Here is a 12,472-nt window from a genome sequence, read left to right as displayed (position 1 = left end):
GAATGGAAATGCACGCCAAGGACCGTCAGAAACAGAGCTGCGACCGCCGGCGGACAACTTGTCGGCGGACGCTGGATCTTCCCCGAGTAGAACGGATCATTCATGGCCAACGACGACGCTGGAAAGAAGTTCGCGAAGCGACTCTTCAGCGACCCCGAAGACACCGACGCCGACGCCGACGCTCGCAACGAGCCGGACACCGACCCCGAATTCACCGACGCCGAACGTGCTTGGGCTCGAGAACTGTTCGCCGACAACGGTGCCGACGCCGTGCTCGCGGGCCTGAAAGCCGGCCGCACAATCGGCCGCACCACTCCACCCACCAACTGAGACAAGGACCAAGACATGCAGATAAGTGCCGCCTCTACCGCGCTGACGATCGCCCGATCCGCGAAGAAACTCGACGTCGAACTGCCGGCCGACTATCTCGACGCGCTTGCCCATGCCGAGGAGGTCGCCGCCGTCGTCGCCACGATCTACCGATCGACGCCGGTTGCGCTGCACCACGCCGTCCTCGACGCCATCTCCGCTGGCCGCGACCACACCACCGACCCCCTGGTCCTCCGCCACCTCGTGGGCCAGCAGATCGCGGCATCGGGTATCGAGTCGACGGCGCGCGCCCGCGCGGACAGCGACCTTCGGGCCCTGCTTGTCGACTACGCGGATCTCATCCTCGAAGATTGGGCCGAGGCTCTCGAACCCCACACCGCGGCGTTGGTCGCCGCGACTAAGGCGTTCCCCGGTCAGGACTTGATCGCTGCCGACGTGATCCGCCAAGGCGGAGAAGTGATGCACCACGCCCATGCCGTGCAGCTCGCAACCAGCGCCTGGATGGCGGCAGTGCAGGGCTTCGACGCTTTCGCGATGGTCGCCCGCGTCGCCCGAACCGGTCACCTTGCCCTCGTCTACACAGCAGCGCCGGCCGCACAGTTCGCCTTGGCGGCCGAGGCGGCCCGCACCTCGGGCGCCGAAATCAGCCCCCAGATCCTGGTGGAGCACGGTGTTCCCCTGCAACTGCCAACCCTCGTCGAGTACCGGGAGCGCACGGCAACCTTCGAGGTTGACCGGCTCGCCGCCGAACAGGCCGAGAAGATTCGGCGTGACGACGCCGTTGCGCGCACCTGGTAGCCCCTGGCGGCCGGCGCGGGCCACCTTCCTGGCGTGCCGGCCGTCAGGCCCCACCACTCACCAGTTGACGACGAGGACCCACAACGTGAACACCACCCCCGACGACGCGGTCACCGAGCAGCGCATCCTCACCGCGCTTCATGAGCACGCCCCGGCCTTCGACGAGCGCTGCCACGTCAACGGCACAGTCCCCGGCCGCGGCGCATGGGGCTGTACCTGCGGGCTCATCGCCAACGCCACCCACCGCGACGCCCAGGCCCACGTCGCCCACCACCTGGCCGAGGCAGTAGCCGAAGCCGACCCACCCGCCGGCACCACCTTCGTCACCACCCGCACTTGGTAGCCCCCACACCCAGCGCCGCCTACCAACGAAGAAAGGCAGGGTGATCCCAATCCCGTTCGCGACTAAAGCGATACGCGACCAAGCGCGACGACGCGTCGCCCAACGCGTCCGAGCCGGTGAGCCATGCTGCTTCTGCGCCGCGCCCGTCGACCTCACCGTGCCATGGCCCGACCCCTGGTCCTTCGTCGTCGACCACCACACCCCCACCAGCCACGGCGGCCACGACCACGGCGACAACCAGCTCAGGCCAGCACACAAACAGTGCAACGAACGCCGCGGCAACCAACCCGACGGCACAGTCGGTCGCAACAGCGGGACACTCGGATGACCCACCCCCACCAGCACCAACAGGACCACGGGGGGTCGCCCCTCGACGCCCTGCCACGCGACCCCCTCCGGCATAGGGATATATCTGGAGGCCCCTTGTGACCCCAGCAAAGAAGGCGCCGGCTAAGCCCACCAGGAGGCGCCGGCCGAGCACCGATCGGGGCCGCCTGGAGCTGCTGCGCACCCGCCTGGAGGCGATCGTGAACGATCCCAAGACGACGCCGCGTGACGTCGTCGCGGCGTCCCGCGAGTACCGGATCGTAGTGGCTGAGCTGGCCAAGACAGCGCCGGCACCGAAGGCCGGCGCACCGAAATCCGGTACGGCGTCCACGCTGGACGAGATTGCTGCTCGTCGCCGAAAGCGCGGCGCGTGACGAGCACGACGTCGCCAACCTTCGAGACGTGGCCCGATGGCGACGAGGCGACGGGGCAAGACTGCGTCGACCTTGCTGCCGGGTACGGCGTCACCTTGGACCATTGGCAGCAGGGCATCGTGCGCGCCATCCTCCGGGAGTCTGGTGGAGGGTGGGTGTGTTCGCAGGCCGGTTTGGTCGTCGGTCGCCAGAACGGAAAGGGTGAGATCCTGCTCGCGCTGGAGCTGTTCGGGCTCTTCGAGCTCGGCGAGCAGATCTTGCACACCGCGCACAACGTGAAGGCGTCCTCGGATGCGTTCCGCCGGTTGTGGTCGGTGATTCAGTCCGACCAGGATCTCGTACGCCGGGTGCGCCGGCACTCGCAGATGATCGGCGCCGAGTACGTGGAACTCGACACCGGCGCCCGGATCGCGTTCTCGACCCGCTCGGCGTCGACCGGCCGCAGCCTGGCGATCGACCGGTTGGTGATCGACGAGGCAGAGGACTTGCCGGCCGCGGAGGTCGCCGCGCTTCAGCCAACGGTGTTCTCACGCCCGCGCAGCCAGTCGTTGTTCTTCGGGACGGCGCCGGGCCCGTGGCACGACTCCGAGGTTTTCGTGACGCTTCGAAAGTCCGCGCACAACGGGTTGAACCCGCGTCTCGGCTGGGCTGAGTGGTCGGCTGAGTATGGCGACGACATCGACGATCGCCACGTTTGGGTGAGGGTGAACCCTGCGGTCGCCACGGGCCGCGTCCCGATCCAGGCGATCGTCGATGACCGCGCGGTCCTGCCGCCGGACACCTTCCGGGCCGAGCGGTTGTCGATGTGGGTTCCGCATGGTGGCGGCGACCAGGTCTTCGATGCGGTCGCGTGGGAGACGCTGAAGGATCCGGCGTCGGTGCCGGTGACCGACGTGGCGATCGGGGTGGACGCCGCACCGTCGAGGGACACTGCCACGGTGTGCGTCGCGGGCCGGCGTGCTGATGGCCGGCTACACGTCGAGTGGTACGTGACCCAGCCCGGTGTGACGTGGATGCCCGGCTGGGTGGCGGCGCATCTCGGGGCGAAGGTGCGCGCTGTCGTAGTGGATGAGCGGGGCGCATTGAGCGAACTTGACTGGCGGGCGGCGCGGGTCCGGCCGACGTTGGTCGGTCACCGGGAGGTCGCGATCGCCGCCGGCATCTTCTCTGATGCGGTCACCGACGGCACCATGGTCCACCGCGGTCAGGTTGAGTTGACTCGGGCTGTGCTAGGCGCCAAGCAGCGCCCGATGCTCAGCAGCCAAGCCTTCGGATGGGATCGCAAGGCCCCAGGATCCTCGGTGCTGATCGCGGCGTCGCTGGCGCTGTGGGGTGTCGACTGTGTCAGGCCAGCCCGGCCACTGGGTGGCGGGTCGGGGACACGCGAGGTGATCCTCTTGTAATCGCCGCCCGTTGTCGGCGTGGGTCCGACGATTCGCCTGCGCGCCCCTGCATGCTTGGCTGGTGTCCAGGCGGGCGGAGTACACCTACGCGCTCTACGAGGGATCACTGGCCGAACCAGGTGACCCCAACCCCTATGCCGGCCGATCGCTGACCCTGGCAATGTTGTGGATGCGCGGGTACGAGCGGATGCTGCGCGTTCGGATCGACACCGGGCCTGCGATGCAGCGCTACCGACAAGAACGCTGATGGCATGGACACAGGTTCTGCCGTACGTCGGAAGCGGCGCGCTCGGCGGCATCGTGACTTTCGGTCTGAACTGGGCGCGCGAGCAACGTCGAGTCGTTGACGCTTACCGAGCCCCCCAACGGCACGCGATCGGCGAAATCATCGCCGCCGGCCACGAGCTTCAGCTGCGCGGATTCAACTGGCGCCGCGCGCTGGCAGAACTCCTTGAGGCGACACGGCAACAAAATGCCGAAACCCTGCAAGCGATGCACGCCGAGATCCGCGAAGTGGAACGCGCGCACGCTGTCGCAATGCTGAACCTGCGCGGCGCTCTAGAGGTTGGCAGTCTCACCGTTGTCGACGCGCAGTGCTGGCAAGCCATGGTTGCCGCCGCGGCCGAGTTCGAGCAGTTCTACGCCTTACTCAACGACGAAACGGTCGCTTCCAGCATCGACAGGATCGAGGAATTGAATGCGGAACTCGAAGCACAAGCCGGACAGCTACGCGTCGCGATGACCGCGCTTGTGCGGACGGCGAACGATCGGATAACCCCTGCCGAGACGCGTCGGAATAAGCGACGCCGGCAGGCAGCGCAGAGACAGCTAGCTGACCAACTCCGCACGCGGAACCCGAAACCGCCGGCCGAGCCAAACACCTAGAAACTTCGCCACAGCATGGTCGCGGCGACGTTGAGCGCCATGGCCGAATCCGCTGCTGTTCAATCGCATCATGCTCGATCATCTGTGGAACTTCGCAGTGCAGGCCGTTCATGAGTGGGACTGGCCGACGATCGCCGCCTTCGTAGCCGTGGGGGTGACTTTGTGGGTCGCTCGGTCGAGCACCCGCGCCGGTCGCCGACAACTCCGGCAGTCGGCCGTCATCGACCTAAACGAGCAGACGGTGACGTGGCTGACCGAGGTCAACATGTTCCTCGACAACATCGCCGGCTATCTCGACGGCCGAGTCGATCAGTCCGCCATCGGGCCAGCAGCAAGCGATCGCGTTAGCGCCGCGACGGGGCGACTCGATCGGTCCCTGAAAGCCGCTCAGATGGTCATCCCTGACTTCGAGATGGCCGCAGCTCTGACAGCCGCCGAGTTCAAGATGTACACGTTTCTACAGTTGCTAAGAAATCCGGCTCCGACGTCGATCGATGATGAGCGGCGCACCCTTACTCGGATCGTCACTGAAGGCCGGCCGCTTGTCCGCGAGTTTGAGGCTGGCGCTGGGCCGCTGGTCTTGCGTGGATTCAAGCTCTACCGGCTCAGGCGCGGCGTGTGGTGTTCAGTGTTCGCCGGCGGCTGGCCGGCCGTCGATCCCGGCGCTCACAATGACGCGGCTGCCGGCGTTGCGCTCGTCCAGCAGTCCGTCGAGCACGGCGGTCGACGGCATGCCGCCGCCCATCTCCGCGCAGGTTCGGCGTACCGCCGCGACCAACCTCAGTTCGGAGTCAATTGCATCGTTGTCCCGCACAACCTGAGCCTAAGGTCGTCGGCGCGACGTTTGCCGCGCCACATTGGAGTGCCCTAGCTCTGCGATCAGCGCGTGTACGCGGTGGCGTGGACGCTGGCCGACCTGGGCGGTCTGACCTCGCCGGGGCTGGACGAGGTCACCACGGCGCTCAGCTTCCGCGGCGCGGGGTCGACGCGATGACCGGCGGCGAACTGATCCAGGAGGAAGCGCGGGCCTGGGCGTACCTGTCACGCGTTGCCGAGCCGCCGTGCGCCGACTTGGCCGATCTAGTGGCCGACGTCGGTCCGATCGAGGCGGCAGATCTGGTCCGACGGGGTGACGTCGAGGACGGCCTGCTGTCACTCACCGCGGCGCGTCGCGAGATGGACTGCGCCGACGAGGATTTGGACTTGCTCGCACGATGCGGTGGACGGTTGCTGACACCGGGGTGCGCGGAGTGGCCGCACCTCGCTTTCGGGGCCTTCCACGGCGCGACGGGACGTCCACGGGCGCAGACCCAGCCACCGATGGTGCTGTGGGCGATCGGTCCCGAACGGCTCGTCGACGTGACCGAACGGGCCTGCGCAGTCGTCGGCACCCGTGCCGCCAGCGCGTACGGCGAACACGTCGCCTCCGACTTCGCCGCAGGGCTCGTCGAGCGGGACGTCGCCGTCGTGTCGGGCGGCGCCTACGGCATCGACGGCGTCGCACACCGCACCACTCTGGCGTGTGAGGGGCTCACGGCCGCGGTGCTGGCCGGAGGCATCGACGTGTTCTATCCGAAGGGTCACGAGACGATGCTGCGTCGGATCGGTGAGCAGGGTCTCCTGCTGACCGAGTACCCACCCGGCGTACGACCGGCGCGCCACCGATTCCTTGCGCGCAACCGCCTGGTCGCCGCGTGCAGCGGCGCAACGGTCGTCGTGGAGGCCGGGCTGCGCAGCGGTGCCGCGAGCACGGCGGCGTGGGCCAAGGCACTGGGGCGGCCCGTCTGCGCGGTGCCCGGTCCGGTGACGTCGGCTGCGTCGGCCGGCTGCCACGTACTGCTGCGCGACGGCGCCAACCTCGTGACCCGTGCAGCCGACCTCGTCGAATACGTCGGTCGAATGGGCGAATTCGAGTCCGAACCGGAGCATCCGACGACACCGCTCGACGTGTTGAGCGACGCCGAGCGGCGGGCCTACGAGGCGTTTCCCGCGCGCGCCGCCAGGACCGTCGACCAGCTCGCCGAAGCCGCCGGTGTTCCCGCCACGCAGCTCCTTGGCCCGCTGGCGACCCTCGAACTCGCCGGCCTGGTGACGCGCCACCAGGGCCGGTGGCAGTTGGCTCGGCGCACGGGGGCCGACGTGCGGTAGCCCACCGGAGCGCTCGTGTGCGCTCGTATAGTCGGGACAGACGACATCGCGGCTGGCAAGCGGCTTCGTGACAGGGAGGTACGAGTGGCAGGGCGCCCGATCCACACGTTCGAGGTGGTGCGCAGCGAGCAGCTGACGCCCCACATGATCCGGCTGGTGCTCGGCGGCCCCGGTTTCGACACCTTCACGCCGAACGAATACACCGACTCGTACGTCAAGCTCGTGATCCCGCGCAACGACGTCGACGTCAGCGCGCTACCGAAACCCCTCACGCTCGACAGCTTCAACGATTTGCCCGAGGAACACCGTCCGGTCGTGCGCACCTACACCGTGCGCCGCACGGATCCGGAGCGTCGCGAGATCGCCATCGACTTCGTCGTCCACGGCGAACTCGGGGTGGCCGGACCGTGGGCCGCGGCGGCTCAGCCGGGCCAGCCCGCGTACCTCATGGGTCCGAGCGGCGCATACGCTCCCGACCCGGCCGCCGACTGGCACCTGCTCGCCGGCGACGAGGCCGGCTTGCCTGCGATCAGCGCCGCGCTCGAGGCCATGCCCGCCGACGCCTGCGGCTTCGCCTACATCGAGGTCAGCGGCCCGGACGACGAGATCGAACTGACCGCGCCCGAGAAGGTGCAGGTCCGCTGGGTCTACCGAGGTGGCCGTGCCGATCTGGTGCCCGAGGATCACGCGGGCGACCACGCACCGATCATCGCCGCCGTCAAGGAGACACCGTGGTTGGCGGGCCAGCCGCAGGTGTTCATCCACGGCGAGGCCCAGGCCGTCATGCACAACCTGCGCGGATACATCCGCAAGGAGCGCGGCGTCGACGCGAAGTGGGCGTCGATCTCGGGGTACTGGCGCCGCGGCCGCACCGAGGAGACCTTCCGGCAGTGGAAGGCCGAACTCGCCAAGGCGGAGGCGCAAGCCGGCGACTGACGCCGGGCTGGCACGCTGAAGCCATGGCGTTCGGTGACTATCAGCTCGAGATCTACCTACAGGGCCTGTCCGGCATCGTGCCGTCGCTGCCGATGTCCTTCGCGGAACTGGAGGCGAAGGCCGAGGCCGCGATGCCGCCGTCGGTCTGGTCCTACGTGGCGGGCGGCTCGGGAGACGAACGGACGCAACGGGTCAACGCCACGGCGTTCGAGCGCTGGGGCCTGATGCCGCGGATGTTCGTCGGCGCCACCGAGCGCGACCTCGCCGTCGACCTGTTCGGTCTGAAGCTCCCGTCGCCGGTTTTCATGGCACCGATCGGGGTCATCGGCATCTGCGCGCAGGACGGGCACGGCGACCTGGCCGCCGCTCGGGCCGCAGCGCGCACCGGGGTGCCGTTGGTCGTGTCCACGCTGACGGCCGACCCGCTCGAAGACGTGGCCGCCGAGTTCGGCGACACACCCGGGTTCTTCCAGCTGTACACGCCCAAGGACCGCGACCTGGCCGCGAGCCTGGTGCACCGCGCCGAGGCCGCTGGGTACAAGGGCGTCATCGTGACCCTCGACACCTGGGTGCCCGGCTGGCGGCCGCGCGACCTGTCCACCTCGAACTTCCCGCAGCTGCGTGGACACTGCCTGTCGAACTACACCAGCGATCCGGTGTTCCGTTCGCGCCTGGCGCAGTCGCCGGAGGACAACCCGCAAGGTGCTGTCCTGCAGTGGGTTTCGACGTTCGGCAACTCGCTGTCGTGGGACGACCTGCCGTGGCTGCGGTCGCTGACCAAGCTCCCGCTACTGGTCAAGGGGATCCAACATCCCGACGATGCCCGGCGCGCGATCGACGGGGGAGTCGACGGCATCTACTGCTCCAACCACGGTGGCAGGCAGGCCAATGGCGGGCTTCCCGCGATCGACTGCTTGCCCGCAGTGGTCGACGCGTCCGGCGACGTGCCCGTGCTGTTCGACTCGGGCATCCGCAGCGGCGCCGACATCGTGAAGGCGCTCGCGCTCGGCGCCACGGCCGTGGGCGTCGGGCGGCCGTACGCGTACGGCATGGCCCTCGGCGGCACCGACGGCGTGGTGCACGTGCTGCGATCGCTGCTCGCCGAGGCCGATCTGATCATGGGCATCGACGGCTATCCGTCGCTCGCCGACCTGACCCCGGAGTCGCTGCGGCCCGTCCACTAGCGCGAGCGTGCGCGAACTCCCGTTCCCGACCGGCGTGTCGCCCGCAGACACGCACGCTCGCGGGAAAAGATGGCAGGTATCGAAAGCGTCACGCCCGCGAGTGCCGGGACGACCGCGCGACCCGACTCTGCCACGGTGGACGCGTGACGCCGTACGTGACCGCCGTACTCGAGGAGTTCGACGAGTACCTCGCGCTGCAGTGCGGGCGCTCCGAGCACACCCGGCGCGCATACCTGGGTGACCTGAGGTCGCTGTTCGGGTTCGTCGAGCAGCGCAGGCCCGATGCCAAGCCGTCCGACCTCACGCTGCCGCTGCTGCGGTCGTGGCTGTCGGCTCAGGCGGCGGCGGGGGCAGCGCGAACCACGTTGTCGCGCCGCACCTCCGCTGTCAAGACGTTCACGGCATGGGCATCGCGGCGGGGGCTGATGGACGTCGACCCGGCAACTCGCCTGCAGGTGCCGCGCGCACACCGCACGCTGCCGGCGGTGCTTCGACAGGATCAGGCGCGCGACGCCATGGACGCCTTTGATTCCGGTGCGCAGCAGGGTGATCCGCTGGCGCTGCGCGACCGGCTGATCGTCGAGATGCTCTACGCGACGGGCATCCGCGTCAGCGAACTGTGCGGCCTCGACGTCGACGACGTCGACACCTCGCGTCGGCTGGTTCGGGTCCTCGGCAAGGGCGACAAGCAGCGCACCGTACCGTTCGGCGAACCCGCTCTGCGCGCAACGCAGGCGTGGTTATCGGACGGCAGGCCGTCGCTGGCCACCCAATCCTCCGGCGCTGCACTGCTTCTCGGGGCGCGCGGCGGGCGCATCGACCCGCGCCAGGCGCGCACCGTGGTGCACCAGACGATGGCGGCCGTCGACGGCGCGCCCGACATCGGGCCGCACGGTCTGCGGCACAGCGCGGCGACGCATCTGCTCGAAGGCGGTGCGGACCTGCGCGTCGTTCAAGAGATCCTCGGTCACTCGAATCTGGCCACCACGCAGCTCTACACCCACGTCACCGTCGCCCGCCTGCGTGCCGTGCACGATCAAGCTCATCCCCGCGCCTAGCCGCGCAGCAGCGCGATCACCTTCGCCATGTCGGGCAGCGCCGACGTGCGGCCCGGCACTTCGTCGAACACGGTCCAGTAGCTGATCCCGTATCGGCGTTGCCGGTCGACGAGCGTCTCGGCCATTTCGTCGTGGGTGCCGAGCAGCACGAACGGCGATTCGAGGATGAGCCCGGACGGGACGTTGAACGTCGCGGCGAGCTCCGAGGCCGCCGACGCTCGGTCGGACGTCGCAACGACGAACTGGATCAGGGCGTTCAGCTCGATCGCCTCGAACCGGTCGCCCGCCGCCTCGCGCACCACCGCGATGCGCTCGGCGAGGCCCGCATCGTCGAAGTGCGACAGCGTGACCCGCGACGCGTCGTGGCTGTGCGTGATGCCCGCGAAGCCCGCGATGTCGGCGACCTCCCCGGCCAGCTGCAGCACCCGAGTTCCGTTGCCGCCGATCAACAATGGCACGTCCTTTGGTGCCGGCGACACCAGTTCCCCAGCGCCTGCGTGCACCTGGTAGTGCTCGCCGGAGACGTCGACCGGATGCCCAGCCAGCAGCGCACGGACCACTTCAACCGACTCGACGAGCCGGTCCACCCGCGTCCCGCTCCAGTCGAACTTCAGTCCTGCCGCGTCGTACTCGGGCTTCATGTGGCCGGCGCCCATCCCCAGCTCGAACCGCCCGCCCGAGACCCCAGCCAGCGACACCGTCTCCCTGGCGACCTCGACGGGGTGCCGGAAGTCGTTGTTGAGCACCAGCGTGCCGGTGTGCATCCGGGTGGTGGCGATCGCGGCGGTGGTGGCGCCCACGAACGGCGAGATCGTGGGGACCAGGTGGTCCGCGAACGTCATGACGTCGAACCCGACGCTCTCGACTGCCACCGCGTAGTCCGCGAACTCGCGGCCACGCGGAAGTGCGGTCGTCAGCCCGAACCTCATGGGGCGGGTGCGGTGTGTCTCTGCTGCGATCACCATGCGAACGTGTTCCCGCAACGCGGGGATCTTCAATCACGGGTGCAGCGGCTTGAGCCTGATCCGGGTGGTGACCAGCAGTCCGAGCGGGTCGACGTAGTCCGCCCGCGACGCCGCACCCCACATCGCGCCCCAATGCAGGCATGCCGGCGCGGAGCAACCGGAGTGGCCCGCCGCCAGTCGGCCGATCGGCGTCCCCGCGCCGACGAGCGCGCCCGGCCCGACCGTCGCCCGCACGGGTTCGTAGCTCGTCCGCAACCCGCCCGGATGTGCGACCGACACCACGGGCCGGCCGGCCAGTTCGCCGGCGAACACCACGGTGCCCGGCGCGGCCGAATACACGGTCTGACCGTCGACGCCCGCTAGGTCGACGCCGCGGTGGCCGGGCTTCCAGTCGGGTTTCGGCCCGTCGAACACCCGCACGACCGCCGGACGTGGGCGCAGCGGCCAGTCCAGCCGGCCGTCGTCGGCGGCTGCCGGAGGGGCGGTGACCAGCCCGACCGTCAGCAGTGCCATCAGAATCCGCATAAGACCAGCTCAGACGATTCGGCGCCACGACGGAAGGGGTGCCGGCCGCGTCTGGGGATGAACGTGGCACCGTGACGAGCCCGCGGCTACGGCCACCGGTTGCGCGTGGCGAAAGCACGCACGTCAACGGTGTAAACTCATCCCCGCAGTTCGCTTCGGCGGACTGACTTCGCGCGCCTGTGCCGCAGTCCGACCCCGGAGTTCACACGACAGGGTCCAAGGCTGCACACGCATGCCGGGCGGTCCCGCCTCCTACGAGGCGGGTCCGGCACGCAACAGACGCCAGGGTCCGGTGTCACCCGATGCCGGACGGCAACCGTCAACATGTAAGGAAAAGGCTTTCATGCCTGTCGTAACAATGAAGCAGCTGCTCGACAGCGGCGCGCACTTCGGTCACCAGACCCGTCGTTGGAATCCCAAGATGAAGCGGTTCATCTTCACCGACCGCAACGGCATCTACATCATCGACCTGCAGCAGACGCTGACCTACATCGACTCGGCGTACGAGTACGTCAAGGAGACCGTCGCCCACGGTGGCACGGTTCTGTTCGTCGGCACCAAGAAGCAGGCGCAGGAGTCGATCGCAGAAGAGTCCACCCGCGTCGGCATGCCGTACGTGAACCAGCGCTGGCTGGGCGGCATGCTCACCAACTTCCAGACCGTGCACAAGCGCCTTCAGCGGATGAAGGAACTCGAGGCCATGGAGCAGACCGGTGGGTTCGAGGGTCGCACCAAGAAGGAAATCTTGATGCTGACCCGCGAGAAGAACAAGCTGGAGCGCAGCCTCGGCGGTATCCGCGACATGGCCAAGGTGCCGTCGGCGATCTGGGTCGTCGACACGAACAAGGAGCACCTCGCCGTTGCCGAGGCCCGCAAGCTGAACATCCCGGTCATCGCGATCCTGGACACCAACTGCGATCCCGACCTGGTCGACTACCCGATCCCGGGTAACGACGACGCGATCCGCTCGGCCGCACTGCTCACCAAGGTGATCGCCTCCGCGGTCGCCGAGGGCCTGCAGGCCCGGGCCGGTGCCGGCAAGACCGAAGCCGGTGCCGAAGGTGCCGTCGAGCCGCTCGCCGAGTGGGAGCAGGAGCTGCTGGCTGGCGCCACGGCGTCTGCACCCGCCGCACCTGCGGCCGGCGGAGACGCCGCGCCCACCGAAACGACCACTGAATCCTCCTAGGAGAGCCGAG

The 12,472-nt window shown here is 68.7% G+C and carries 16 protein-coding genes; 14 read left to right on the top strand and 2 right to left on the bottom strand.

The window, feature by feature from the left end:
- The first annotated feature begins 102 nt into the window (after positions 1 to 102).
- From G6N61_RS08770 to G6N61_RS08710, 13 genes are all read left to right on the top strand, one after another.
- Positions 103 to 330, top strand: a complete 228-nt coding sequence (locus G6N61_RS08770; protein ID WP_163918169.1) for a hypothetical protein — start codon at positions 103 to 105, stop codon at positions 328 to 330.
- Positions 331 to 345: 15 nt separating this feature from the next.
- Positions 346 to 1,128: an aldehyde dehydrogenase gene (locus tag G6N61_RS08765; RefSeq protein ID WP_163918168.1), complete on the top strand. Its 783-nt coding sequence runs from the start codon at positions 346 to 348 to the stop codon at positions 1,126 to 1,128.
- A gap of 85 nt (positions 1,129 to 1,213) precedes the next feature.
- Positions 1,214 to 1,471 (top strand): hypothetical protein, encoded by a 258-nt coding sequence (locus G6N61_RS08760; RefSeq protein WP_163918167.1) that lies wholly within the window; start codon positions 1,214 to 1,216, stop codon positions 1,469 to 1,471.
- Between the two features lie 40 nt (positions 1,472 to 1,511).
- Positions 1,512 to 1,799 carry an HNH endonuclease gene (locus G6N61_RS31220; protein WP_308215020.1) on the top strand — a complete coding sequence of 96 codons (288 nt, stop codon included), beginning with the start codon at positions 1,512 to 1,514 and terminating at the stop codon, positions 1,797 to 1,799.
- 199 nt (positions 1,800 to 1,998) lie between these two features.
- Positions 1,999 to 2,172: a hypothetical protein gene (locus tag G6N61_RS08750; protein ID WP_235887461.1), complete on the top strand. Its 174-nt coding sequence runs from the start codon at positions 1,999 to 2,001 to the stop codon at positions 2,170 to 2,172.
- The gene (locus G6N61_RS08745; RefSeq protein ID WP_163918165.1) at positions 2,169 to 3,575 is read left to right on the top strand and encodes a terminase large subunit domain-containing protein; all 1,407 of its coding nucleotides are present in this window, start codon (positions 2,169 to 2,171) and stop codon (positions 3,573 to 3,575) included. The genes G6N61_RS08750 and G6N61_RS08745 overlap by 4 nt, the downstream gene beginning before the upstream one ends.
- A gap of 61 nt (positions 3,576 to 3,636) precedes the next feature.
- Positions 3,637 to 3,822, top strand: coding sequence for a ribosome modulation factor (locus tag G6N61_RS08740; protein WP_163918164.1), 186 nt, complete (start codon positions 3,637 to 3,639; stop codon positions 3,820 to 3,822).
- A complete protein-coding gene (locus G6N61_RS08735; protein WP_163918163.1) occupies positions 3,822 to 4,460 on the top strand; it encodes a hypothetical protein in 639 nt (212 codons plus the stop codon). Before G6N61_RS08740 ends, G6N61_RS08735 begins: the two co-directional genes overlap by 1 nt.
- 70 nt (positions 4,461 to 4,530) lie before the next feature.
- Entirely contained in the window at positions 4,531 to 5,331 is an 801-nt protein-coding gene (locus G6N61_RS08730) for a hypothetical protein (RefSeq protein ID WP_163918162.1), read from the top strand.
- A 119-nt stretch (positions 5,332 to 5,450) separates the two neighbouring features.
- Positions 5,451 to 6,608 (top strand): DNA-processing protein DprA, encoded by a 1,158-nt coding sequence (dprA, locus tag G6N61_RS08725; RefSeq protein WP_163918161.1) that lies wholly within the window; start codon positions 5,451 to 5,453, stop codon positions 6,606 to 6,608.
- Positions 6,609 to 6,692: 84 nt separating this feature from the next.
- Entirely contained in the window at positions 6,693 to 7,544 is an 852-nt protein-coding gene (locus G6N61_RS08720) for a siderophore-interacting protein (RefSeq protein WP_163918160.1), read from the top strand.
- Positions 7,545 to 7,567: 23 nt separating this feature from the next.
- Complete coding sequence (locus tag G6N61_RS08715) at positions 7,568 to 8,728, top strand: alpha-hydroxy-acid oxidizing protein (RefSeq protein ID WP_163918159.1); 1,161 nt, start codon at positions 7,568 to 7,570, stop codon at positions 8,726 to 8,728.
- Positions 8,729 to 8,883: 155 nt separating this feature from the next.
- Positions 8,884 to 9,786, top strand: a complete 903-nt coding sequence (locus tag G6N61_RS08710) for a tyrosine recombinase XerC (RefSeq protein ID WP_163924697.1) — start codon at positions 8,884 to 8,886, stop codon at positions 9,784 to 9,786.
- On the opposite strand, the gene G6N61_RS08705 is transcribed toward G6N61_RS08710, so the two are convergent.
- Together G6N61_RS08705 and G6N61_RS08700 are read right to left on the bottom strand one after the other, a co-directional pair.
- On the bottom strand, positions 9,783 to 10,751 hold the full coding sequence (locus G6N61_RS08705) for a TIGR03621 family F420-dependent LLM class oxidoreductase (RefSeq protein WP_163918158.1): 969 nt from the start codon (positions 10,749 to 10,751) through the stop codon (positions 9,783 to 9,785). The two genes, G6N61_RS08710 and G6N61_RS08705, sit on opposite strands and share 4 nt — an antisense overlap.
- A gap of 33 nt (positions 10,752 to 10,784) precedes the next feature.
- Positions 10,785 to 11,276: a M23 family metallopeptidase gene (locus G6N61_RS08700; protein WP_163918157.1), complete on the bottom strand. Its 492-nt coding sequence runs from the start codon at positions 11,274 to 11,276 to the stop codon at positions 10,785 to 10,787.
- 343 nt (positions 11,277 to 11,619) lie between these two features.
- Between G6N61_RS08700 and rpsB the strand changes: the two genes are divergently transcribed.
- Positions 11,620 to 12,462, top strand: coding sequence for a 30S ribosomal protein S2 (gene rpsB / locus G6N61_RS08695; protein ID WP_163918156.1), 843 nt, complete (start codon positions 11,620 to 11,622; stop codon positions 12,460 to 12,462).
- Positions 12,463 to 12,472 lie beyond the last annotated feature (10 nt).

The sequence above is a fragment of the Mycolicibacterium arabiense genome (assembly GCF_010731815.2).
Lineage (GTDB): Bacteria > Actinomycetota > Actinomycetes > Mycobacteriales > Mycobacteriaceae > Mycobacterium > Mycobacterium arabiense.
Note: the sequence above shows the minus strand (reverse complement) of the source record. Positions and strands in the feature narration are given on the sequence as shown.